The sequence below is a fragment of the Patiriisocius marinus genome, assembly GCF_008974325.1.
Taxonomy (GTDB): Bacteria; Bacteroidota; Bacteroidia; order Flavobacteriales; family Flavobacteriaceae; genus Patiriisocius; species Patiriisocius marinus.
Genome location: NZ_BKCG01000001.1, coordinates 840,679 through 865,722 on the forward strand (window position 1 = coordinate 840,679; position 25,044 = coordinate 865,722).

Sequence of the window (25,044 nt, forward strand, 5' to 3'; positions counted from 1 at the left end):
TATTATTAATTCCTCTCTATTTAAAAATGGAGAGGTTTTTTTTGGATTTAAAAGCAAGATAAATCACATTCTAATTTCTAGTACTTTTGTTTTATGGGTTTAACATTTCCGAAGCAAGAAAAATTAAAATCTCGAAAGGCCATTAAACAGCTTTTTGAAGATGGAAAAGGCATATCTAAATATCCTATAAAATTATTATATCTGCCCGTAGAGAATGTTGATTACAATCAAGCAGGTTTCGCTGTTCCCAAACGAAACTTTAAACTTGCAGTAACAAGAAACAAGCTTAAGCGTTTATTAAGAGAAGCATACAGATTACATAAAACGGAACTCATTGAAAAGGACGGCACTAACTTTGTGATACTTTTTATCTACGTTGGCAGAACGGAACTCCCATTTGCTACTTTAGAAAAAACGATGTTCAAACTTCTTAAAAAACTAAATAATGAAACTCTATAGTCTACTATTTGCACTTTTATTTTTAGTTTCTTGCGATGAAGCTCCTTCAAACAATGGTTTTTTTAAAACCAGTTCGCCAGAATATGGCCTTGAAAACGATATGATGGTAGAAGAATCTATGATCGTTTCCTATGAAACTGAAAGCCCTCAAGCTCCAAGTCAAGAACAAAAAATAATTAAAACTGGGAATCTCTCTTTTGAAACTCAAGAACTGGAGAAAACTCACGAGAAAATTAAAACGCTTTCAAAACAATATGAAGGTATTATTCAACAAGATGTCTCTGGTAAAAATTATAGTCGTGTTTTTCAACAAATGACTATTAGAATTCCATCTAAAAACTTTCAGGTATTTGTGGACGGCATTAGTGATGGTGTGGCATACTTTGATAGACGTGAGATAAGCCAGCGTGACGTAACTGAAGAGTTTGTTGATATTGAAGCTAGATTAATTGCAAAAAAGGAATTAGAAAAACGATACTTAGAGTTATTAAAGCAAGCTAAAAATGTAAAGGAAATGCTTGAAATTGAGCGTGAGCTTTCTACAATTAGAGAAGAAATTGAAGCAAGACAAGGAAGATTAAAATACTTACAAAGTCAAGTTTCAATGAGTACCGTACACTTAGATTTTTACAAGACAACAGCTGAAACTGGAGTCACACTTTCCTACGGACAGAAAATAAAAAACGCCTTACAAGGAGGATGGGATGGAATCTCCATTTTCTTTCTAGGTCTTTTGTATATGTGGCCGTTGTTTGTTTTAGCAATTATTGTTATTTTGGTAATCCGTTGGTTAATTCGACGTTCAAAACGAACAAAATCTACTACTAACGATTAACAATATTGTTTATTTACTTTCAGTTTATTTTCTGAAATTTTAAACATTTTATAGCGTCTTAATAGTATAAAGAGAGAATAAAATCATATTATTTGTAGGATTTTGGCTTTGCCAAAGTACCTACAAACGGTTCTAAATAAATAGTTCCCCAACTTATTGGGCATTTAACATGAAAAAGAAAATCATCCTTCCAGTTGTAATATCGGCAATTGTATTTGCCTCAGTAGGTTTTACAACGGTAGTAAAAAGCGACTTTTTTGAGATTGCCAAACAACTCGAAATTTTTACAACACTTTACAAAGAGTTGAACATGAATTATGTGGACGAAGTTACGCCCGCAACATTGATGGATAACGCAATTAAAGGGGTTTTAGAGGATCTAGATCCTTATACTATTTACTGGAATGAACAAGCTGTTGAAGATGCTCGTATTAAAAACAGTGGTGTGTATACTGGTGTGGGTGCTACAATTAGAAGTACTGGCGAAAAATTAATTGTTGTTGAACCATTTAAAAATTATCCAGCTGATAAAGCAGGATTAAAAGGCGGAGACGAAATTATTAAAGTTGGTAACATTTCAGTTGATGGATATGAAGGTGATCCTCGCGACTTATTAAAAGGGAATGCAGGTTCTAAAGTGGAAGTAACTTATTTACGCCAAGGCAAAAAAAATACAACCGAAATTGAACGTAGTTCGGTCGAAGTTAATGCGGTACCGTATTATAAATTAATTGAAGGTGATATAGGCTACATTGTATTATCAAAATTTAATAAGAAAACAACTACGCAAACAAAAAGTGCCCTTGAAGATTTAAAGCTACAAGGAGCAACAAAAATTATACTTGATCTTAGAGGAAATCCAGGTGGTTTACTAAATGAAGCGATCAATATTGTAAACCTTTTTGTTCCAAAAGGAGAAGTAATTACAACAACTAAATCGGTAATTGAAAAATATAATAAAACATATAAAACTACAAGAGAACCTGTAGATACCGAAATTCCATTAGCAGTACTTGTAAATGGTCGTAGTGCATCGGCTAGTGAGATTGTTTCAGGGGGTTTACAAGATCTTGATCGTGCTATTGTTGTTGGTGCCCGTAGTTTTGGGAAAGGGCTTGTACAGCGCCCTAAAAAGCTTACTTACGGTACTCAATTAAAAGTTACTATTTCCCGTTACTATACACCAAGTGGTCGTTGTATACAAGCATTAGATTATTGGAATCGTGATGAAAATGGAGATCCTGTTAGAAAAGATGCTAAAGAATACAGCGCTTTTAAGACTAAGGGTGGAAGAACAGTTTATGATGGTGGTGGAATTTTACCAGATATTGAACTTGAAACAGCTAAATTTAGTCCTGTTACTACTGCCCTATTGAAAGACAATGCGATATTTGATTATGCTACGGAATATTACTACAAAAATCAATTAACAGATTGGACAAATTTTAAAATTACCGATTCTGATTTTCAAAATTTTATGAGTTATTTAAAAGATAATAACTTTGAATACGAAACTGAAACTGAAAAAGAATTTGAAAAAGCACTTAGAAAGGCTGATGACGATGATTTAAAAAATGATATCAGTAGTAGTTATAATGCATTGATGGTAGCTTTAGATCAAGCAAAAGACAAAAAAATAGTCAACAAAAAAGCTGAAATTATGTCGCTTATGAGTGATGAAATTCTAAAAAGATATTTTTATAAAGAAGGTTTATATGATTATCAAGTAGTAAACAATCCTGAAATTCGTGCAGCAATTGATGTACTGAATGATGAGAAGAAATATAAGAAGATATTGAAATAATAGTACTTCATTTTAAAAATCTACAAACAGTTTAAAAAGCAAGATGCTTTTTAAACTGTTTTTTGTAGTATTATTTTCATAACTTTATGTAAATTATTTGGTTATGAAAAAATTATATCTCCCTCTTATTCTACTATGTCTTTTAAGTGTTTTTCTACTTTCCTGTCAAAGTCATGATGACAATAGTGATATTGCGATTAATGAACCTTTATATTTAGTTTTAGACACTAATAAAGCACTTCGAAATCAAGAAGTAAATTTTTCTTTAATAAGTGAAGAAAATGCTGATTTTACGTCACAAGCGAAATTTTTTGTTGATGGAAATCTAATATCAAACACAACATTTTCTTCAGCAACAGAGGGCACTCACGAGGTATATGCTACATATAATTTAGGGGGGTTGAAACGACTACAACTGCTCAAGAACTAGAAATTTTTATTCCTAAGAGAAAAGTTCTAATTGAAGATTTTACCGGTACTTGGTGTGGATTTTGTGTGCTAATGACAAGTCTAATTAAAGAGGCAAAAGAATTTACTCCTCACCTTGTTTCTGTTGCACTACATGATAATAGTGCTTTTAGTGGAAGTGACCCATACGCCATATTTGAAACTTTTTATTTGAAGGAAAGTTATGGGGTTTTAGGATTTCCAACAGGAGTAATTAATAGAGACGAATTTTGGGATAGAGATAATATTACACCCCAAGTCATGGAAGTTGCAGGTAAGGAAACTTCAATAAGTCTATCTATTAATTCTCAAGTTGAGAATAGAAAACTTACTATTGATCTCTCGTTAATTTCAGAAGAAAATTTACAAAATAAAAAAATTACAATTTTTATACTTGAAAATGGTTTAGTCTATCCACAAGTAAACTATCTTAATGAAGATCCAGAAAGCGAATGGTATGTTTTAGGTCCAATTATAGAAGACTTTGTTCACAACGATGTACTTAGAATTTCTTTAACTGATGCTCTTGGAGACTCTTTACCTGAAATAAATGCTCTAAGTCTATTCGAAAAAAAATATTCTGTAGACATCCCAACAAAAATAACATTGGAAAATATTGTAATCGTTGCTATTATTTCTGACGAAGATAATAAAGCAATGAATGCTCAAGAGGCTCATGTAGGCGAATTTAAACAATTCGAATAAACCTAAAACATCTATTTTAATATGAAAAATTTAAAACTATTAGTAAGCATTGGGTTAATAGTATTATTGACTGTTTCTATTTCTTGTAAAACAGATGACACAATTTATATAATAAACGATACTGCTAAACTAGAATTAGAATTTAATAAAGGCTTAAGAGGTCAAGAAATTTCTTTGTCTTTAGAAGGATCTAACGGAGAAAATTTCTCAGAAGAAGCTACATTTTATATTAATGGAAGTATGATTGAAAGTTCTGTTTTTTCATCACAAAATATTGGAAGTTATGAAGTATTTGCAGAATACAATTTAGCAGGAACGATTACACAAACCCCAACACAAAATATTGAAATAATAATTCCCAAAAATAAAATTTTTCTTGATATGGTATTGGATCGTTCTCATGGCCAAAGCCCAAAAATAAATTCATATCTCAAAGAAGCTAAAACTTATTCTAGTAATATTATAAATATTAGTTGGATAACTACTAGAATAAACCCTGACGATATTGATCCTTTAACAACTATAGAAGCTGGGTATATGAATAATAATTTAGGAAATCCGTCCTTTCCATCTGCTTACATAAATAGAGATGGTTGGTTTTCAGTCAATAACATAGAAAATCTTGTTACTGAAGCTGACGGTATTGATTCTTCATGTACTGTAGGCATTTCATCAATACTTAATAACCAATCATTAACTATTGAAATCAATGTTGTTGCAGAGATAGACATGTTTGAGTATAAATTAGTTGTTTACTTAATTGAAGATAATGTAATAGGACCACAAAAAAATAGTCTCAACAACAATGAAGCAAGTGAATGGTTCGGAAAAGGTGATCCTATTCCTAATTTTCAGTATAATAATCTCTACCGAAAATCGGTCTCTAATTTTTTAGGAGACTACATGGAATTTACACCAGCTTTAACTGCTTTTACTAAAGAATTTGAGATTGATATTCCAAACAATTATAATACTGAAAATCTAAAAGTGTTAGCATATATAACAAATGGGGAAGATTTTATTCCGATAAACTCTCAAATAGCGAACATTAACACTAAGGTAGCGTTTGAATAAAATAGTATATTAATTAGCTATTTCTCTTTTATTTGTAGCGTATTAGTGATAATTATATCATTAATCCTTTACCATAGCAATATGTGGAATACCATCTTCAAGGTACCCCTCGCCTATTTGTGAAAACCCATGGCTTTCGTAGAATTTTTTAAGATGCTCTTGAGCTGATAGTTTGATGTTTTCTGTTTTATAATGCTCTTTAATAGCTTTTAAAGAAGCTTTCATTATTACATGACCATAACCAAAAGCACGTTGATCTTTAGGTACCACAACTCTTCCTATTGCAGCTTGTTCAAAATAAATACCTGGTGAAAAACATCTTGAATATGCAACAACTTTACCATCCTTCTGCCCTATTATATGTAGCGCTTTAAAATCTTTACCATCAATATCGTGATACACACAATCCTGTTCTACTACAAAAACTTCGCTGCGTAATTGTAGTACATTATGAAGTTCTATTGGTGTTAATTCATCGAATGTTTTTATAGTAATTTCCATAGTTTGAAGTATTGAAAGTTGGCATAATTATTAATCCTGTACAATTAACTCTTTAGGATCATCTTTATTTAATTCAGGTTGCAGCGTAACGTGATTAATTTGAAAGCTATGATATAAGAGTTCTTCTATTTCTTCGGAAATTTTATCAAATTGAGAAATAGTGATATCGGTTGTAAATTCTAAGTGAGCTTCTAGATGAATTTCCTTTTCATTAAGTTGCCATACGTGTACATGATGAACATTTTTAATAGTATTAACTGTTTGTATTTTCTCGCTAATTTCAGATAAATTAAGATGATCTGGAGTAAAAAGCATTAATACTTTAAAGCTTTCTTTTAAAAGTTGATATCCCATAATCACTAAATAAATAGCTATTAAAACTGTCAATACACTATCTACCCAAAACCAATTATAATATTTCATTAATAGTCCACCAATTAACACAGCAACTGAAGCAGACATATCAGTTAGTAAATGTAAATATGCCGAACGCATATTCATATTATTATTTGCCTCTTTTCGAAGTAATAAAACACTAAATCCGTTTGCAAGAATACCTAATAATGCTAACCAAATTACAATAGAACTCTCAATTTCTTGAGGATCTAAAAACCTTTGTACCGCTTCGTACACTAAATAAATAGCTACAATTATTAATGAAAGTGCATTTATAAATGCTGCTATAATTTCAGCTCTTTTATACCCAAAAGTACGCTCAAAAGAAGCCTCTTTTTTTGAATATAAATCGGCAATATAACTTACAATTAATGATAGAACATCACTGAAATTATGTAGTGCATCACTCAATAGTGACAAACTACCAGAAATTAAACCACCTATTACTTGTGCCACAGTAATAGCAATGTTTAAAAGAATTGATAGAAGCAATTTTTTACCCTTTAAATCTGGGTGGTCGTGTGTATGACTATGTGAGTGATTGTGTGACAAGAAAGATTTTTATTTACTATAAAATTACTTAAATAGGAGAAATTTACGGTAGTAAAACTCGCATATATTATATAAAAAATAAGGATCAAAAGCTAAAATAATAGTTAACTTTTGACCCTTTATATATTTAATTATTGGAGTATTACATACAAATTTTATCTATACGATTTTGATGTCTACCTCCTTCAAAATCAGTATTTAAATATGTTTCAACCATTTTTACAGCTTGTGGAATTGATGTAAATCTTGCCGGAATACATAATATATTAGCATCGTTATGTAAACGAATAAGTTCAACAATTTCATTAGTCCAGCAAATTCCTGCTCTAACTTTAGGATATTTATTAGCCGTCATTGCAACACCATTAGCACTACCACAGATAAGAATTCCGTGAGGTACTTCACCGTCGTTAACTGCCTTTGCAACTGGATTAGCAAAATCTGGATAATCAACACTATCTAAAGTGTCAGTTCCATAATTAATAACTTCAAGGCCTTGCGCTTCAAGATATTTTACAATGGCAAATTTATAATCTGGTCCTGCGTGGTCGTTTCCTATGGCTATTTTCATTTTAATATTCCCAAAAAAAGGGTGTTTTTAATGATTAGTAATTTTATACAAAGGTAATCAAGTTTACAGATGTATAATTACATCAAAAGTGCATAATATAAGCTTACTTTTTTCATAAAATACAATTAATCAACACATAACATTTAATTAACATTTTAGTTAACAACTATGTTTATATTTATAAGTTAGAAAAGGATAGAAAAAGTTGCATAAGTGATTTGAATAGTTCATATCCATAATTAAATCGAAATACCTGAATATAACTTTACTATTTATAGGTGAGTTATTAGATAAAAAAGTGAGTTTTCAAACAAGAAAAAATAAAATTTTTATTAAAAAAACCTTGTTAATTCACCTTATCAACAATTGTTAACAGTACTACTTAAACTGTTAAATTTCAAGAGATAAAATTAATGATATCTTGTTAATAACCTACACAAAACAAACTACAACTATTAAAACAACACTTGTGCTATAAAGTTATGCTACATGTTAACAAGCTATCATGACTATCATTTTTATTTTAAATTTTTAAAAAAGAAAAGATGTTATATATATAGTTGTTGATAACAGGGATAACTATCAATTTTCCTTTTTTTTTACTCTGAAATATGACGTATTTAAAAAGTCTTAAAAGAAAAAAGGAACCTTAAAATTTCTGAAACACTCAATTTTTAAAATTCCATTAATTGAGGAAATTTATTATGTATTAGAAGAAAATTATTGGTTTAAAAAAAACAAATTAAACAACACTTAAATGACTATTATCTTCTAATGAATTGATAATAATTTTCGCTTTTTCAATATCATTTATGTGAACTCTTAATCGAATTCCTCCAACCGCGTTACTATGAAATTGAAGAACGCTTATCATCATTTCATTTTGAAAAACATAACGTAAGTTTGCCTGTTCCAACAAATGTTGAAGAACCGTATATTCACTTTGAAAAGTGAAAATAGCGATGGTTTTGAAGTCTTTCACTAGTAATTTATTAAATATGTTGATCAATTAAAATAACATTTCCATCAGGATCTAATACAACTAAACTAGCTGGTCCTGAGCTATTTTCATCAGCTTCCGTTTCTATTTCTATACCTTTATTTTTTAAAGATTTTTGTATTTTTCTTACATCGTCAAATTTTTCTAATACCTTTGCATCAACATCCCATCCTGGATTGAAGGTTAAAATGTTATTCTCAAACATCCCTTGAAACAGTCCAATTAAAGAATCTTCATTTTTCATTATTAAATATTTCCGTTCTAAATCACCAGCAAATACAGAAAATCCTAAGGTTTCATAAAATGACTTTGATACCTTAATATCTTTAACTGCTAGACTTATTGAAAAAGCTCCTAATTTCATAGTAATTTCTTAATGTTAAATAATAAAGATACAGATTAAATAAACATAAATTGTAGGCGCTAAAGTTCACAATCTTAAAACTTTACAAAATAAGGACTATTAGCAATTTATTACAACTACTTTTACACAATAACAGATTAAAAATGTCACAAAAATATAAGAAACGAGGACCTAAAAAGATTGATAATCTTTCACAAAATATACTTTCTATTTTACGAAAAGATCATTCTAAACCTCATAATTACAAACAAATTGCAGCAAAATTGAATCTTGACGATGCTAACAGCCGCAATCAGATTATTAAAAAATTGAAACAATTACAAGTAGAACAAACTATCCAAGAAGTGGATCGTGGAAAATATATAATTACGCCATCAAAAAACTATTACACAGGTCGTGTAGATATGGCTGGACGTGGCCAAGGTTACATAATTACAGATGATCTTGAGGAAGATATTTATGTAAAAAGTAAAAATTTAAACAAAGCTTTACACGGTGATACTGTGGAAGTTTATGTATTTAAACGTCGTAAAGGTGGTAAAACTGAAGGTGAAATTACTAGAATTATAGAACGTAAGAAAACCGAATTTGTAGGTACTATTGATATACACGAAAACTTTGCTTTTGTGTCTATGACAGACCATAAAATGCACGTTGACATATTTGTTCCAAAAGCAAAAATTAATGGAGCTGAACAAGGCGAAATGGTTCTTGTTGAAATGGAAGATTGGCCAGAAAAAGCTGACTCCCCTTACGGAAAGGTTATAAAACGCCTTGGAATGCCTGGCGAGCATAATACTGAAATACACGCAATTTTAGCACAATATGGTTTACCATATGAGTTTCCTATTGAAGTAGAAGAATATGCTAATACGCTAGACACTAGTATTCAACCAGACGAAATTGCAAAGCGTAGAGATATGCGTAAAGATTTAACCTTTACCATTGACCCAAAAGATGCTAAGGATTTTGATGATGCATTATCTTTTACAACACTAGAAAATGGTAATTACGAAATAGGAATTCATATTGCAGATGTTTCTCATTATTTAAAAATTGGAACACTACTCGACGATGAAGCTTATGAGCGTGCAACTTCAGTATATTTAGTTGATAGAGTAGTACCTATGTTACCTGAAGTACTTTCAAACGGTGCTTGTTCACTACGTCCACATGAAGAAAAATATACATTTTCAGCAGTTTTCGAAATGAATTCTAAAGCTCAAATTGTAAACCAATGGTTTGGTAGAACAGTTACCTATTCAGATGCTCGTTTTGCTTATGAAGAAGCACAGGAAATTATTGAAAATTACCAAGCAACAAAAGAAATAAACACAACTATTCCTGCTGAAATTTCAATAACTGATAAACAATATGATGTTGATGTGCCAATTGCGAAAGCTATAATTGAAATGGATCGTCTTGCTAAAATTATGCGTTCCGCAAGAATGAATAATGGTGCAATTTCGTTTGATAAAGTAGAAGTAAAATTCAAGTTAGATGAACATAATAATCCAGCTGGAGTTTATTTTAAAGAAAGTAAAGATGCTAATAAGCTAATTGAAGAATTTATGCTTTTAGCTAACCGTAGTGTAGCCGAATACATTGGTAAACAAAAGAAAACATTCGTATACAGAGTTCACGATGAACCGGATGACGAGAAAATTTCAGCATTAGAAAATATCATTAAGCAATTTGGTTATAAACTTGATACAAAGGATAAAAAGTCTACAGCTCAATCAATGAATAAATTATTGAAAGACGTAAACGGTAAAAAAGAACAAAACTTAATTGATACCCTTGCAATTAGAAGTATGAGTAAAGCGGTGTACACCACAAATAATATAGGCCATTACGGTCTTGCATTTGACTATTACACCCACTTTACTTCGCCTATACGTAGATATCCAGATGTAATGGTACATCGATTACTACAACGCTATTTAGATAATAAAGACAGCGCAAAAGCAGACACGTACGAAGAACGTTGTCAACACTCTAGTGATATGGAAAATTTAGCATCTAGTGCAGAGCGTGATAGTATTAAGTATATGCAAATTAAATACATGAAAGATCACGAGAATGAAGAATTCTTAGGAGTTATTAGTGGTGTTACAGAATGGGGAATTTATGTTGAAATAGTAAGTAATAAATGTGAAGGAATGGTACGAATCCAAGATATGCGCGATGATCAATACGAGTTTATCAAAGAGGATTATGCTGTTGTAGGCCGTAAATCTAATACTACATATACACTGGGTGATGAAATTTATGTTAAAGTAAAAAATGCAGACCTTGTTAAAAAACATTTAGATTTTACAATGCTAGGTCATAATAAAGAAAGTTAACAACTTTTTGTTTTGGAACGTTTTTTGAAAATATAATTTTTAAATAAAATAAATTTTTATGAAAAAGGTAGCTTTAGCAATAGTACTGTTGATAACTGCAGTAACTTTTGCACAAAATCGTATAGAAGAAAATATACCTGAATTTAAAGAAATTAAGGTATTTGATTTAATTGAAGTAGAATTAATTAAAGCTGAAAAAAATCAAGTAGTTGTCACTGGTGCTAACATCGATGAAGTAAAAATACTTACTGATGATGGTGTTCTTAAAATTAGAATGATGACTAAAACTAGATTTAATGGTAATGATACTAATGTTAAAGTATATTATACTAATCTTGAAATTATTGATGCTAATGAAGGAGCTATAATAACATCTGAAAATACTTTAAGACAAGAAAGTATTACTATCAAAGGTCAAGAAGGTGGCGAAGTTCACGTTGAAATAGATACTGAATCGGCTATTTTTAAATCAGTTTCTGGAAGTTCATTAACTATTACTGGATCCAGTAATAGTCAAGAAGTAACAGTTAATTCAGGTGGAGGTTTTAATGGTAAAGATTTAAAATCACTACAAGCTGAAATACATGTTACTGCAGGAGGTTTTGCTGATGTTAATGTTAGTGAAAATATCGAAGCAAAAGTAACTGCAGGTGGAACAATTACTATATACGGAAACCCTAAAAAAGTTAAAAAGAAAAAACGTCTTGGTGGAAAAATTAAGATGATGAACTAAGTAATTTATTTTACTAAATATAACTACGAATGATGATTCTTAAATTGTCATTCGTTTTTTTATATATTACTTTAACAACTTAAGCTTCATTAATAGATATATCTATTAATATACTACATCGTATTTAGCTATTGGTAGCGATAAAAAAAAGGTTTTGTACCTTTACGGCTCTATGTTTGACGGATTTCTTTTTGCAGCATTTTATGGTTTTTTCATGGCTTTTGCCGTGGGACCAGTATTTTTTACTTTAATTGAAACAAGTATTACAAAAGGTTTTAGAGCTGGAATAGCATTTGATGCAGGAGCAATTTTTGCAGATATTATATTTATTTTAATAGCTTATTTTAGTACCACTAAACTACTTGATAGAGTAAAGGATGATCCTGCTTTATTGATTTTTGGAGGTGGAATCTTAGTTACGTATGGTATAATATCCTACATGCAAACTTCAAAAAATCTTTACAAAATTGTTAGAGAACATCACGCACTTGAAGTTAAAAAAAACTTGGGAAGTCTTTTTATTAAAGGATTCTTTTTAAATTTTGTAAACTTTGGAGTTTTAGCTGGATGGGTAGGAATGATCATTCTTGCAAATGCACATAAATCAACACCAAGAGGAGTTTGGTTTTTTATAGGTACTGTACTTGTGGTATTTATTTCAGTAGATATTTTAAAAATTGCCTTAGCAAAAAAACTTAAAAATAAAATGACACCTCGTTTTACTGTTAAAACAAAAAAATGGGTGAGTATTTTTATAATTGGATTTGGAGTATTAATGCTTGTACAAGGTATTTTCCCTAAAAGAATGAATGCTGAATTAGAGAAAATTCCAGTACCATTAGAAAATGTAGAACAACCTATTCCTACTTTAGATATACCTGATTAGAAATAGTATCGCATTTTTTAAAGACATATATAAAAACAAAAAACCTTCAGCGTAAACTGAAGGTTTTTTTGAGGCATCTAGCGGATTCGAACCGCTGTAGAAGGTTTTGCAGACCTCTGCCTAGCCACTCGGCCAAGATGCCAATAAATTCTACAAATGAAGAAATTACTTTCTATAGCACATATTGCAGAGCGCAAATATAAAAGATTAACCACTACATAAACAAAAAAACAACACCATTTTTAAATCTAATATAATCTAACTATGTTTTTAAGTACGGTAACTCCTTAGGCTGAAGTCATTGTAACACTAACCGCCTCAACATCTCCACCTATAGGTGGATTAATTTTAGAAACAGTGACAGTAACATAAGTAACCTCTGTATGTTCACTTAATATACGTTCAATAATACGGTATCCCACATTCTCTAAAAGTTTAGAGCGTTTTGCCATTTCTTCCTTTACAATACTATTTAAAGACACATAATCAACAGTATCCTCTAATTCATCAGTTTGCGCAGCGTGAAGTAAATTAGCATCTACTGAAAGATTTACTAAATAATCACTACCTATTTTTTCCTCTTCAGTTAAACAGCCATGGTTAGCAAATACGCGTATATTTTTTAATTCAATTTTACTCATAATTGTATGCTTTTGGTAAATATAAAATTTTACTCGCAGTTGCCGCTTTCAATTCACTAGATTTTAACAAGAAAAGGTATCTTTGTTATAATATTTTAGCCGAAATTTTAAGGGTTGATAATCTGTTAGAACCATTATTAAACAATTACTATTTCAGAAAAGAAACACTCATGAGCGAAGAAAAAGAATCATTAAATTTTATAGAACAAATCATTGAGGATGATTTAAAGTCTACACATTCTAAAGATGCATTATGCTTTAGATTTCCACCAGAACCTAATGGGTTTTTACACATAGGTCATGCGAGTTCAATTTGTTTAAATTTTGGACTTGGATTACGCTATGATGCCCCTGTTAATTTACGTTTTGATGATACAAACCCAGCTAAAGAAGAGCAGCGTTTTGTAGATGCAATTAAAAGTGATGTTCAATGGTTAGGATTTAAATGGGAAAAGGAATGTTACGCAAGTGATTATTTTCAACAATTATATGATTGGGCTATATATTTAATAAAAGAAGGTAAGGCTTATGTAGATTCACAAACAAGTGAAGCAATAGCAGAACAAAAAGGAACACCTACAAAAGAAGGTGTTAATAGCCCTTTTAGAGATAGAACAATTCAAGAAAATTTAGCATTATTTGAGCAAATGAAAACTGGTGAAGCACCAGAAGGAGCTCACGTTTTACGTGCTAAAATTGATATGAAATCAACTAATATGTTGATGAGAGATCCAGTTATTTATAGAACACTTCACAAATCGCATCATCGTACAGGAACAGATTGGAAAATTTTCCCAATGTATGATTGGACTCATGGAGAAAGTGATTACATAGAGCGTGTTTCGCATTCATTCTGTACTTTAGAATTTCTACCGCATAGAGAATTATATAACTGGTTTTTAGATCAAATTCACGAAGAAGGTACTCTTAGACCAAAACAAAGAGAATTTGCTCGCCGTAATTTAAGCCATACCGTTGTTAGTAAAAGAAAACTAGCTAGGCTTGTAGAAGATGGTGTAGTAACTGGGTGGGATGATCCTAGAATGCCTACTATTTCAGGATTGAGAAGAAGAGGTTATACGCCTGAGTCTATTCGAAATTTTGCAGATGGAATAGGAGTTGGGAAACGTGATAATCTAATTGATGTTTCAAGATTAGAGTTTAGTGTTCGCGATCATTTAAATAAAGTAGCAGACCGTGTAATGGCTGTTCTTGATCCTGTAAAAGTGGTAATTACCAATTATCCAGAAAACGAAACTGAATGGCTTGATGCTGAAAATAATCAAGAAGATGAAGCTGCAGGTTCTAGAAAAGTGCCTTTTTCAAGAGAATTATATATTGAAAAAGAAGACTTTAGAGAAGAAGCAAATAAAAAGTTTTTCCGCTTAAAACTTGGTAAAGAGGTTCGTTTAAAAAACGCTTATATCATTAAAGCAGAAAGCTGCATTAAAGATGAAAATGGGGAAGTAATTGAAATCCATTGTACATACGATCCAGATAGTCGTAGTGGAAGCGGTACAGAAGCTTCTATGCGTAAGGTTAAAGGAACTTTACACTGGGTTTCTATTAAAGACGCATTACCAGTAGAAGTTCGCTTATATGACCGTTTATTTACGGAAGCAGCACCAGATGCTAATAAGGAGGTAGATTTTATGGAATATGTAAATCCTAACAGCTTAGAAGTAATTACAGGATATGCAGAACCTAGCCTAAAAGAATTACAAGTTGAAGATAAAGTTCAATTTCAACGTTTAGGATATTTTACTGTTGATAAAGATACCACTGCTGATAAAATGGTATTTAATAAAACGGTAGGTTTGAGAGATTCTTGGGCTAAATTAGATGATTAATTTTAAATAAAAATATTAAGCCGAAATTTTAAAGTAATTAACATTTCGGCTAAAAAATTAAGATAATTTAAGAGTAAATAGCTGTTTTTAAGATAATTTTATAGATCTTAATCTAACTATTAACCGGTTGTTAACAAGGCTACTATAACATTGTAACTACCTTTGGTACTACATTAATTAATTTTTAAAAACATCATTATGGCATCAAATACAGGAACAACGTTATTAGCACTTTTAACTGGAGCAGCAATAGGAGCAGGAATAGGAATTTTATATGCTCCAGATCAAGGAAAAAATACTCGTAAAAAGATTTCAAAAGAGACTGCTAAAGCTCAAAAGAAACTAAATAAACAATTAAAGGAAACTCAAGAAGCTTTAGCTACAACGGCAAAGGATACTAAGTTAACTTTAGAACAAAAACTCGAAGGAGCAATATCTTCTGCTAGCTATAAAGCTGACGATGTTTTAACTGCTTTAGAAAGTAAACTTGAAAAGTTAAGAGCTCAGAATGCAAAATTACAATTAGATACTAAGAAGGCACAAGCTGATACAGCAGCTAAAAAAGCAACAGTATAATATGGCTTTTAAAGCACTTTCAGAAAATATTAAAATTAGCGGAGAGAAAACACAGGAATATTTAGAAAATACAGCAGAATATTATAAGCTGCGTCTTTTTAAATCTTCTATGAAGTTTACTACTTCACTAGTAAGTATGCTTGTGCTAGGAAGTATTGGTTTATTATTTTTAGCTTTCGTGTCAGTTGGTATAGCATTAATGATTAGCCGTATGATAGGTTTTCCATCAGCAGGATTTTTTATTGTTGCTGGATTCTATTTAATCGTTTTAATACTAATCGCTATTTTTGGAAAGAAATATATTGTTAAGGCAATGCTTTCTAAATTTTCAGATTTAATTGCTGATGAAGAAGAGTTTTCCGATACTATGACACAAGATAATACAGGAGTCTCTAAGGTTAGTGATACTAAAATTGATCAGCTACCATGAACAAAAATAAACCTTATACATCATTTGAAGAAATTGACCGTGATTTAAAACGGTTACAGTTAATGTCTGAAATTAGCAAAGAAGAGCTTAAATTAAGCTACAACCATGTTAAAGATAGCGTAACACCTTCTAAATTGTTTGGCAGTGTTTTAGGTGGAGTAGCAACAAGTAGTCTAGTCTTAAAATTACTAGCGCCTGTAGCAAGTTTTGGTGTTTCAAAGCTGATGTCAAGTTTTGATAAGAAAAAAAAGAAAAAATAACATTATTTTAATATCAAAAAAGCCCAACAAACATTCGTCTGTTGGGCTTCTTGCTTTCTCAAAGAGTAGTATTTAGAAAAAACGTTATTCTTCTGTTCCATATTCATCATCATACATAGATTCAGTAGGAGGAGGAGTACGTTTTTTACGTTTGTTTGTAATGCCTTTAGCTGCATTAGTTTTTTTCATTTCTTCACCTATTTGGTTACTTGCAACAAAACTAGCAATCATATCATTTAACATATTACTTCCAGATTGAGGAGAGTTAGGTAATAAAATTAAATTACTATTTGTTTCTTCTCCAATGGATTGTAGAGTATCATAGTGTTGTGTTACTACAATTAAAGCAGAAGCTTCTTGCGAGTTGATACCTACGTTGTTTAAAACATCAACACTTTCTTCAAGTCCGCGTGCAATTTCTCTACGTTGGTCTGCAATACCTTGCCCTTGTAAACGCTTGCTCTCAGCCTCAGCACGTGCTTTAGCTACAATTTTAATACGTTCAGCTTCAGCTTCATATTCTGCAGCGACTTTTTCACGTTCAGCAGCATTAATACGGTTCATAGCAGCTTTTACTTGTACATCTGGATCGATATCAGTTACTAATGTTTTAATAATATCATATCCATAATTAATCATTGCTTCATTTAATTCCATTTTAACCGCAATGGCAACGTCATCTTTACGTTCAAACACGTCATCTAACTTCATTTTAGGCACCTCTGCACGCACTACGTCAAAAACATAACTAGTTATTTGGTCATGTGGATTTTCAAGCTTGTAAAACGCGTCATAGACTTTTTCTTTAATAACTTGAAATTGTACTGAAATTTTAAGTCGAACAAATACGTCATCTTTAGTTTTAGTTTCTACTAATACATCAAGCTGTTGTACCTTTAAATTAATACGTCCCGCAATACGATCTACTCCAGGAATTTTAAATTGTAATCCCGATTGTCGTGTTCTGAAAAATTTTCCAAATCGCTCAATAACTGCAGCTGTTTGTTGTTTAACAGTAAATATTCCCGAGAAAAGAATAAAAAGTCCAAATAGAAATAATGGAATAAAAAAGAGATATCCGCCCATAGTGTTTTGTTTAAGGTTTAGTGTTAATATACAAAATTAAAGCTACTTTAGCATCACTAAAAATAGTTATAAATGAGTCATAAAAAATCAATTTTTGTTACAATCGTACTATTAATAAGCGTTACAGCTTTTGCTCAGCGCGGAGGAAGTAGAGGAGGTGACTATAATAGATTAGGATTACAGGCTGGTTATAGCATTTTTGACATTAGTACAAATGACTTACAAACCGAAAGTCAAGGTAGTTTTCAAGGAGGTTTTACAACAAGAGGCTCTTACAGAAATAATTTTGATCTTATTTATGGTATTAATTTTATTAGCAATAACATAGGTATTAAAGCAGGCTTACCTTGTGGAATACTCGATTGTCCTGAAACACAAACATTAACGTATAATATTATAGGGGCACAAATTAACCTACTTGCAAGCTATAATATTATCAAGCACAATTTATCTGTTGAACTTGGGCCAATGCTTATGATTAACGGAAAAATGAAACTTGATGATGATCGTTTTAAAGATTATATAGTAGAAGGATACGCTTTAACAACAGCTGAAGAAATCCAAAATATCAATACTATTAATGCAGCAATATTAGCAGGTATTACTGGAGGTCATGAAAATGTAAGACTAAACATTAACTATCAATACGGACTTACTAATATACTAGGTGGCCTAAATGATCAAAATTTAGAAAACACAGATTTTAAAGGTTATACCAGTACCATTACAGTAGCTGGTATAATCTATTTTTAATAAGGTTACCCAATAAATTTGATAGCTTTTTCAATTCTAGAAATACTACTATCTTTTCCTAAAATTTCAATAATATCAAATACATCTGGTCCTTTCATTTCACCTACAAGAGATAAACGTAAAGGCATCATTACTTTTCCAAAACCTATTTCATTAGAAGTAATCCATCCTTTTACAACTTCGGAAATATTCGCAGCTTTAAAATCGTCAACAGATTGAAGTTTTTCAACAACCTTTTTTAAAAGTTCAACAGTACCTTCTTTGAAAGCTTTACCTGCAGCTTTTTCGTTATACAAAGTAGGAGCTTCAAAAAAGAAGCTTCCTTGTTCCCAAAGATCACTCACAAAATTGGCTCTTTCTTTAATTAACGATGTAATTTTTTCTAAATCTAATGGAATACCATCTTGTGCATTTCGTAATGCTTCTGGTTGATGGCTTTCTAAATACTTACTAAACTCAAGTGCTAATGCACTATTGTCCATTTCTTGTAGATATTGATTTTGAAACCATTTTGTTTTATCTGGATCAAACTTAGCACCACTTTTATTAACACGTTCTAACTCAAAAGCAGTAACAAGTTGATCTAAAGAGAAAATTTCTTGCTCTGTACCTGGGTTCCATCCTAAAAAGGCTAGCATATTTACAACAGCTTCAGGTAAATAACCATCCTCTCTGTAACCTGCAAAAACATCTCCATCAGCAGTTTTCCATTCTAAAGGAAATACTGGGAAACCCATTTTATCTCCATCACGCTTACTTAACTTTCCTTTACCAACAGGTTTCATAATTAATGGCAAATGCGCAAATTTAGGAGCTTCCCAACCTAATGATCTGTAAAGTAATATGTGTAAAGCCATTGATGGTAACCACTCTTCTCCACGAATTACGTGAGAGATGTCCATTAAATGATCATCAACAATATTAGCTAAATGATACGTAGGCATACCATCACTTTTAAAAAGCACTTTATCATCAAGTATATTAGTATCTATTTGAATACCTCCTCTAATAATATCTTTTAAATGAAGTGTTTCACCTTGTGGTGATTTAAATCGAATAACATAGTTGTCACCAGCTTCGATACGACGTTGTGTCTCTTCTGCCGAAATATTTAATGAATTATCAAGTGATAATCTGTTATGCCAATTGTATATAAATGTTTTGCCTGCAGCTTCGTATTCTTTACGTTGTGCATCTAATTGTTCACCACTATCAAAAGCATAATAAGCGTGCCCACTTTCAATAAGTTGATCAGCATATTTTCTGTATACTTCTTTACGTTCACTCTGGCGATAAGGACCACAGTTTCCCGGTTTAGAAGGTGACTCGTCAAAAGGAATATTTAACCATTCCATAGCTTCAACAATATAGTTTTCAGCACCTTCAACATAACGAGTTTGATCTGTATCTTCTATTCGAAGAATAAAATCACCACCGTGTTTTTTAGCAAATAAATAATTGAATAATGCAGTACGTACACCACCTATATGTAAAGGTCCTGTTGGACTTGGAGCAAAACGAACTCTAACTTTTTGAGACATCGAAAACGTATTTTAATTCCGGTATAAGTTGGAATTTTGTTAATGAAATAGGGTAATTTTTTACCAATTGCAAAGGTATATATTCTTAAAAAGAAGGACTTTAGTTTTAGCGTTTTTTATAGCATTTACATTTATCTTACTATATTTAAAATTGACTCAGTGATAATCAATATTTAAATTGTTAAAATTATTTAGCAATTAGTACTATCATTAAAATTTCCGAAGTAAAAGACGTCCTTATTTTAAAGGTTTCATCTCATTAGGAATTTCTTTATTCATAACTTTAAACCACAGTGGCGGTACTAACGACAGTACCATTGAAGTAGGGTAGCCATATGGCATCTGTGGACTTATATCATGGTAATCTAAAAGTTGAAATTTTTTATGAGATCGGTAATGGTGATCGCTATGTCTTGTTAATTCGTAAAGAATAACACGACCAATTACGTGGTTAGAATTCCAAGAATGTATTTCGGTAACGCGTTCATATCTACCAGAGGCTTTTTTCTTTCTAATTAGCCCATAATGCTCAATATAGTTGATAGTTTCAAGTAAAATTACACCTGTAACTGCTATTATAAGCGCAATAATTAAAGCAAAACTTCCAAAGAAAAAATAGATAGTTGCTAAATAAGTTGCTTGTATAATCAAATACCAAAACATATCATTTTTAAAACTGAAATATGACAAATTTGATCGCTTTAGTAAGTCCCCTTGAATTTTCCACGCTTTTATATATTGCCTAAAAGTTGAAGTTAACCAAAACGAATAAACACTTTGATTAAACCTTGCTGTAGCAGGGTCTTCCGGTGTTGCTGCATTTAAGTGATGCCCAAAATTGTGTTCAATAAAAAAGTGCATATATAAGGCTGGAAGTAATAATAACTTCCCTAATAATCTTTCAAATTGTAGTTTTCTGTGTCCTAATTCGTGACCTACATTTATGCCATTACTACCCACTACAATTCCAACCGAAATAGTTAACCCAATTACCTCAAATGTTGAATAATTAGCTGTAGATAAATTTCCTAAAAACCAAAATATAATACCGAACACAATTGGTACGTTTAAGTATAAAAGCAAATTGTAATACTTATTTTCGTTTTTAGAGATACGTGACTTTTCGTCTAGATTTTCAGTTTTTACAGGGAGTAGTATTTCTAAAATAGGAATAATTACAAAAGTGAAAACAGGTGTAAAAAAAGACCAATAACTTCTAAATACAATGCCAACTACCGCAGTTAACGGAATTGCATAGGCTAGTAAATATTTTAAATCTTTCATTAACAGTGTTTTTCGGCTTATTTTTTGTGGAGTATAATTGTTGTAATTTAGATGTTCTGTAAAATTCAGAAAAAAACCTATGAGTTCATTTTCTCTTATCCAGCAAAAGCTGGAACAATTTATAAAAAAATACTATACAAACGAGTTGATTAAAGGAGCTATTCTTTTTTTCGCTATTGGTTTATTGTGGTTTCTTATCACATTACTGTTAGAGTACTTTTTGTGGTTGAACCCTTCTGGACGAACAATTCTTTTCTGGACGTTTGTTGTTGTTGAAGCAGGGTTATTTGTGCGTTTTATAGCATTTCCGTTAATGAAGTTGTTTAAACTACAACAGGGAATAAGTAATGAAGATGCTGCAACTATAATAGGGAGTCATTTTCCTCAGGTAAGTGATAAATTATTAAACGTTATTCAATTAAATCAAAACCAAAGAGAATCGGAATTATTAGCCGCAAGTATTGACCAGAAAGCTGGAGAAATGCAACCTGTGGTTTTTAATCAAGCTGTAAACTTTAAAAAGAACGCAAAGTATTTGAAATATGCGGCTATTCCATTAGTAATTTTTGGATTGGTTAGTTTACTTGGTGAGAAAGACACTTTTAGTAGTAGTTATGAGCGTGTTGTAAATTATGATACAGCTTATGAACCACCAGCGCCATTTAGTTTTTACGTGCTTAATGAAAACTTGAATGCAATTGAGAATAAACCATTTACAATTCAAGTTAGAACAGAAGGCGAAGCAGTTCCAGAAAAGGCAAGTGTAATTTATAATGGAGAAAGTTATTTTTTACAACAAACAGCACCAGGGGTATTTGAATATACTTTTTTACAACCTTATGAGGATATCACATTTGAGTTAAAAGCAAATAAAGTTACTTCGAAAGAATACTCTTTAAGTGTGGTTAAAACACCATCGTTATTAGGTTTTGAAATGATTTTAGATTTTCCAAGCTATACAGGTAGACGTGATGAGGTTTTAAAAAGCACAGGAAATGGAACAGTCCCTGAAGGAACCCGTGCATCTTGGAAAGTTCAAACAAAAAACACAGACAAAGTTTCGTTAAAACTCCGTGACACCAGCTTTTTATTCTCAAGTAAAGGAGATCAGTTTAATTTTGATAAAGGTATTTACTCCAAGTTAGATTATGCTATCACTACATCTAACTCAAATCTAAAGGAATACGAAAACCTTTCATTTACACTTAATGTAATCAAAGATGAATATCCCGAGATTGATGTGCAGTCTAAACAAGACAGCTTAAGTAGTGAAATAGTTTATTTTCTTGGAGATGTATCGGATGATTATGGTTTAACAAAATTGCAATTAGTGTATTATCCAGATGGTCAACAAGAAGCAAAAAAGTTTAAAACATTAACTATTTCTAAAAGTAATGTAGATCAATTTATATATACTTTTCCTGGTGATATAGATTTAACAGAAGGTGTTTCTTATGAGTATTACTTTGAAATATTCGATAATGACCAAGTTCACAATTTTAAGAGCACTAAATCTGGTGTTTATAATTTCAGAAAACTTACGGAAGATGAGTTAGAAAACGAACAATTGCAAAATCAAGATAATGCCATTAAAGGAATGGACAAAGCGCTTGATGAAATGAAGAAACAAGATAAGCGCCTTGAAGAAATTGAAAAACTTCAAAAAGAAAAAGAAGAGCTTAATTGGAACGACCAAAAAAAGCTAGAAGATGTTCTTAAACGTCAAAAACAGCAAGAACAAATGATGCAGAAATTTTCTAAAGAGCTTCAAGAAAATTTAGAAAATTTCCAGCCAGAAAATGAAGAAAAAGATCCTTTTAAAGAGAAACTAGAAGAACGTTTAGAAAAGAATCAAGAAAAATTAAAAGAGAACGAAAAGCTTTTAGAAGAATTAGAAAAACTTCAAGAAAAACTAACGAAAGAAGAACTTACCGAAAAATTAGAAAAAGTTTCAAAACAAAACAAGAATCAAGAAAAAAATCTTGAACAACTATTAGAGCTTACTAAACGCTATTATGTAAATAAGAAAAGTGAAAAGTTAGCTGAAGAGCTTTTTAAATTAGGAGAAGAACAAGAACAACTTGCTGACAAACCTAAGGAAGAAAATACGAAAGAGGAGCAGGAAAAAATCAACGAAAAGTTTGAACAGTACAAAAAGGAAATGGAAAAGCTTCAAGAAGAAAACGAAGCATTGAAAGATCCAATGAAAATGGAGCAGGATAAAATAGGTGAAAAAATAGTTGATAAAGAGCAAGAAAATGCTACTGATAAGTTAGAAAAGCAAGACTCAGAAGGTGCTAAAAAAAGCCAAAAGAATGCAGGAAAAAAAATGCAGGAAATGGGTCAACAAATGCAGATGCAAATGGCTAGTGGTGGCGAAGAGCAAATACAAGAAGATGTAGCGATGCTTCGCCAAATTCTAGATAATCTAGTAGTGTTTTCTTTTAGACAAGAAGGGTTGATGGAGGAATTTAAAACCACAGACTACGGAAATCCTATTTTTGGAAAAAGATTAAATATTCAAAACGATTTAAAACAAAATTTTCAACACATTGATGATAGCTTATTTACACTATCGTTGCGTCAACCAGCATTGAGCGAAGAGATAAATGAATCGATTACTGAGGTGCAATACAACATTGATAAGTCAATGGAGCGTCTTGCCGAAAATCAGCTTAGACAAGGTATTAGTAGCCAACAGTACACGGTAACAGGAACCAACGAATTAGCTAATTTGCTTACCAATATGTTGACTAATATGCAACAGCAATCTATGGGCCAAGGCAGTGGTGGTTCAGGTCAAGGACAACCTTCTCCAGGTCAAGGAAGTGGCTCAGGTCAAGGTTTTCAATTACCAGATATTATCGAAAAGCAAAAAAGTTTAGGTGAGAAAATGGAAGAAGGAATGGGCAAAGGTGAAGGTAATAAAGGAGAGGGTGAAGGAGAAGGAGAAGGTAAAGGAGAAGGAGAAGGAGAAGGAGAGGGTGAAGGGCAAGGTGAGGGCGAAGGAGATGGAGATGGAAAAGGAAGTGAAAACGGTAATGGAGGAGCGATTGGGAATGATAGTAAAGAAGGGAATGGTGAAAGCGAAAATAATGATGGTGAACTATATGAAATATATAAACAACAACAGCAATTGCGTCAAGAGTTAGAGGATAAGTTGAGTAAGGAAGGACTAGATGGTCGTGGAGGAGATTTGTTGAAAAAAATGGAACAGATTGAAGATCAGTTGTTGGATAAGGGGTTTAATCAACGTACACTTGAGAAAATGCTCAATCTTCAATATGAATTACTAAAACTAGAAGAAGCAGATTTTGAACAAGGCCAAGATACTAAACGTGAATCTCAAACCAATAAAAAGAAGTATAACAATACTTTACGTATGACACCAGAGGATATAAAAAAGTACTTTAATACAACCGAAATATTAAACCGTGAAGCTTTACCACTACGACCAGAGTATAAGCAAAAAGTCCAAACATATTTTAAAAAAATCAATGATTGAGTTTTATTCAGAAACAGATTTTTCATTACCAAATGAAGAGGTTATATCCCAGTGGATTGAAAGTGTTATCAAATCAGAAAACTGTGAACTAGGAGAAATTACCTATGTTTTTTGTGACGATGAATACCTACATAAATTGAATGTTCAATTTTTGAACCACGATACTTTGACTGATATTATAAGTTTTGATAATTCTTTAGGGAAGCAAATTCACGGTGAAATATATATTTCTATTGAGCGAGTAAGAGAGAATGCTACAGAATTTAATGTTTCATTTGTAGACGAATTGCATAGAGTAATCATACACGGAGTTTTACATTATTGTGGTTATAAAGACAAAACTATTGATCAAGAAGCGTTGATGAGAACTAAAGAAAACATTGCTTTAACTATGCGTTCTTTTAGTTAGAGGACTGATATTCAATATTTTATACATTTAACTA

General features: G+C 31.4%; 25 protein-coding genes and 1 tRNA gene. 16 read left to right on the top strand and 10 right to left on the bottom strand.

Going from position 1 to position 25,044, the window contains the following annotated elements; genetic code table 11:
- Positions 1-93: 93 nt before the first annotated feature.
- The 6 genes from rnpA to GBH57_RS03715 all read left to right on the top strand — a co-directional run bounded on the left by rnpA (position 94) and on the right by GBH57_RS03715 (position 5,324).
- Positions 94-459, top strand: a complete 366-nt coding sequence (rnpA, locus tag GBH57_RS03690) for a ribonuclease P protein component (protein WP_151672697.1) — start codon at positions 94-96, stop codon at positions 457-459.
- A complete protein-coding gene (locus GBH57_RS03695; RefSeq protein ID WP_151672698.1) occupies positions 446-1,294 on the top strand; it encodes a DUF4349 domain-containing protein in 849 nt (282 codons plus the stop codon). The genes rnpA and GBH57_RS03695 overlap by 14 nt, the downstream gene beginning before the upstream one ends.
- Before the next feature lie 169 nt (positions 1,295-1,463).
- A complete protein-coding gene (locus GBH57_RS03700; protein ID WP_151672699.1) occupies positions 1,464-3,098 on the top strand; it encodes a S41 family peptidase in 1,635 nt (544 codons plus the stop codon).
- Between the two features lie 103 nt (positions 3,099-3,201).
- The gene (locus tag GBH57_RS03705; protein ID WP_151672700.1) at positions 3,202-3,528 is read left to right on the top strand and encodes a hypothetical protein; all 327 of its coding nucleotides are present in this window, start codon (positions 3,202-3,204) and stop codon (positions 3,526-3,528) included.
- 71 nt (positions 3,529-3,599) lie between these two features.
- Positions 3,600-4,250 (top strand): Omp28-related outer membrane protein, encoded by a 651-nt coding sequence (locus GBH57_RS03710; RefSeq protein ID WP_151672701.1) that lies wholly within the window; start codon positions 3,600-3,602, stop codon positions 4,248-4,250.
- Between the two features lie 21 nt (positions 4,251-4,271).
- On the top strand, positions 4,272-5,324 hold the full coding sequence (locus tag GBH57_RS03715) for an Omp28-related outer membrane protein (RefSeq protein ID WP_151672702.1): 1,053 nt from the start codon (positions 4,272-4,274) through the stop codon (positions 5,322-5,324).
- Positions 5,325-5,384: 60 nt separating this feature from the next.
- Here GBH57_RS03715 and GBH57_RS03720 read toward each other — a convergent pair whose 3' ends face one another.
- The 5 genes from GBH57_RS03720 to GBH57_RS03740 all read right to left on the bottom strand — a co-directional run bounded on the left by GBH57_RS03720 (position 5,385) and on the right by GBH57_RS03740 (position 8,708).
- Positions 5,385-5,825, bottom strand: coding sequence for a GNAT family N-acetyltransferase (locus tag GBH57_RS03720; protein ID WP_151672703.1), 441 nt, complete (start codon positions 5,823-5,825; stop codon positions 5,385-5,387).
- 30 nt (positions 5,826-5,855) lie between these two features.
- Positions 5,856-6,773 (bottom strand): cation diffusion facilitator family transporter, encoded by a 918-nt coding sequence (locus tag GBH57_RS03725; RefSeq protein WP_151672704.1) that lies wholly within the window; start codon positions 6,771-6,773, stop codon positions 5,856-5,858.
- Positions 6,774-6,915: 142 nt separating this feature from the next.
- Positions 6,916-7,344 (bottom strand): ribose 5-phosphate isomerase B, encoded by a 429-nt coding sequence (rpiB, locus tag GBH57_RS03730; RefSeq protein ID WP_151672705.1) that lies wholly within the window; start codon positions 7,342-7,344, stop codon positions 6,916-6,918.
- Positions 7,345-8,086: 742 nt separating this feature from the next.
- On the bottom strand, positions 8,087-8,326 hold the full coding sequence (locus GBH57_RS03735) for a putative signal transducing protein (RefSeq protein ID WP_151672706.1): 240 nt from the start codon (positions 8,324-8,326) through the stop codon (positions 8,087-8,089).
- Between the two features lie 10 nt (positions 8,327-8,336).
- Positions 8,337-8,708 (bottom strand): VOC family protein, encoded by a 372-nt coding sequence (locus GBH57_RS03740; protein WP_151672707.1) that lies wholly within the window; start codon positions 8,706-8,708, stop codon positions 8,337-8,339.
- A 143-nt stretch (positions 8,709-8,851) separates the two neighbouring features.
- On the opposite strand from GBH57_RS03740, the gene rnr reads away from it, so the two are divergent.
- The 3 genes from rnr (at position 8,852) to GBH57_RS03755 (ending at position 12,675) form a co-directional block, all read left to right on the top strand.
- A complete protein-coding gene (rnr, locus tag GBH57_RS03745) occupies positions 8,852-11,056 on the top strand; it encodes a ribonuclease R (RefSeq protein ID WP_151672708.1) in 2,205 nt (734 codons plus the stop codon).
- Positions 11,057-11,114: 58 nt separating this feature from the next.
- A complete protein-coding gene (locus GBH57_RS03750) occupies positions 11,115-11,789 on the top strand; it encodes a head GIN domain-containing protein (protein ID WP_151672709.1) in 675 nt (224 codons plus the stop codon).
- Between the two features lie 172 nt (positions 11,790-11,961).
- The gene (locus GBH57_RS03755) at positions 11,962-12,675 is read left to right on the top strand and encodes a LysE family translocator (RefSeq protein ID WP_151672710.1); all 714 of its coding nucleotides are present in this window, start codon (positions 11,962-11,964) and stop codon (positions 12,673-12,675) included.
- Positions 12,676-12,746: 71 nt separating this feature from the next.
- Here GBH57_RS03755 and GBH57_RS03760 read toward each other — a convergent pair.
- Positions 12,747-12,817, bottom strand: a tRNA-Cys gene (locus tag GBH57_RS03760).
- Between the two features lie 145 nt (positions 12,818-12,962).
- Positions 12,963-13,316 carry a dihydroneopterin aldolase gene (gene folB / locus GBH57_RS03765; RefSeq protein ID WP_151672711.1) on the bottom strand — a complete coding sequence of 118 codons (354 nt, stop codon included), beginning with the start codon at positions 13,314-13,316 and terminating at the stop codon, positions 12,963-12,965.
- Positions 13,317-13,486: 170 nt separating this feature from the next.
- Between folB and GBH57_RS03770 the strand changes: the two genes are divergently transcribed.
- From GBH57_RS03770 to GBH57_RS03785, 4 genes are all read left to right on the top strand, one after another.
- On the top strand, positions 13,487-15,166 hold the full coding sequence (locus GBH57_RS03770; RefSeq protein ID WP_151672712.1) for a glutamine--tRNA ligase/YqeY domain fusion protein: 1,680 nt from the start codon (positions 13,487-13,489) through the stop codon (positions 15,164-15,166).
- Positions 15,167-15,364: 198 nt separating this feature from the next.
- Positions 15,365-15,742 carry a YtxH domain-containing protein gene (locus GBH57_RS03775; protein WP_151672713.1) on the top strand — a complete coding sequence of 126 codons (378 nt, stop codon included), beginning with the start codon at positions 15,365-15,367 and terminating at the stop codon, positions 15,740-15,742.
- Between the two features lies 1 nt (position 15,743).
- A complete protein-coding gene (locus GBH57_RS03780) occupies positions 15,744-16,172 on the top strand; it encodes a phage holin family protein (protein ID WP_151672714.1) in 429 nt (142 codons plus the stop codon).
- The gene (locus GBH57_RS03785) at positions 16,169-16,432 is read left to right on the top strand and encodes a DUF6327 family protein (RefSeq protein ID WP_151672715.1); all 264 of its coding nucleotides are present in this window, start codon (positions 16,169-16,171) and stop codon (positions 16,430-16,432) included. The genes GBH57_RS03780 and GBH57_RS03785 overlap by 4 nt, the downstream gene beginning before the upstream one ends.
- An 84-nt stretch (positions 16,433-16,516) precedes the next feature.
- Here the strand turns inward: GBH57_RS03785 and GBH57_RS03790 are convergent, their stop codons facing one another.
- A complete protein-coding gene (locus GBH57_RS03790) occupies positions 16,517-17,518 on the bottom strand; it encodes an SPFH domain-containing protein (RefSeq protein WP_151672716.1) in 1,002 nt (333 codons plus the stop codon).
- 72 nt (positions 17,519-17,590) lie between these two features.
- Here GBH57_RS03790 and GBH57_RS03795 point away from each other — a divergent pair, with 72 nt between their 5' ends.
- Entirely contained in the window at positions 17,591-18,271 is a 681-nt protein-coding gene (locus GBH57_RS03795) for an outer membrane beta-barrel protein (protein ID WP_151672717.1), read from the top strand.
- 5 nt (positions 18,272-18,276) lie between these two features.
- On the opposite strand, the gene gltX is transcribed toward GBH57_RS03795, so the two are convergent.
- The gene (gene gltX, locus GBH57_RS03800) at positions 18,277-19,812 is read right to left on the bottom strand and encodes a glutamate--tRNA ligase (RefSeq protein WP_151672718.1); all 1,536 of its coding nucleotides are present in this window, start codon (positions 19,810-19,812) and stop codon (positions 18,277-18,279) included.
- Positions 19,813-20,049: 237 nt separating this feature from the next.
- Positions 20,050-21,096, bottom strand: coding sequence for an alkane 1-monooxygenase (locus GBH57_RS03805; protein ID WP_151672719.1), 1,047 nt, complete (start codon positions 21,094-21,096; stop codon positions 20,050-20,052).
- A 79-nt stretch (positions 21,097-21,175) separates the two neighbouring features.
- Between GBH57_RS03805 and GBH57_RS16140 the strand changes: the two genes are divergently transcribed.
- Together GBH57_RS16140 and ybeY are read left to right on the top strand one after the other, a co-directional pair.
- Positions 21,176-24,601, top strand: a complete 3,426-nt coding sequence (locus GBH57_RS16140) for a DUF4175 family protein (protein ID WP_161596060.1) — start codon at positions 21,176-21,178, stop codon at positions 24,599-24,601.
- Entirely contained in the window at positions 24,594-25,010 is a 417-nt protein-coding gene (ybeY, locus tag GBH57_RS03815) for an rRNA maturation RNase YbeY (RefSeq protein ID WP_151672720.1), read from the top strand. Before GBH57_RS16140 ends, ybeY begins: the two co-directional genes overlap by 8 nt.
- Positions 25,011-25,044 lie beyond the last annotated feature (34 nt).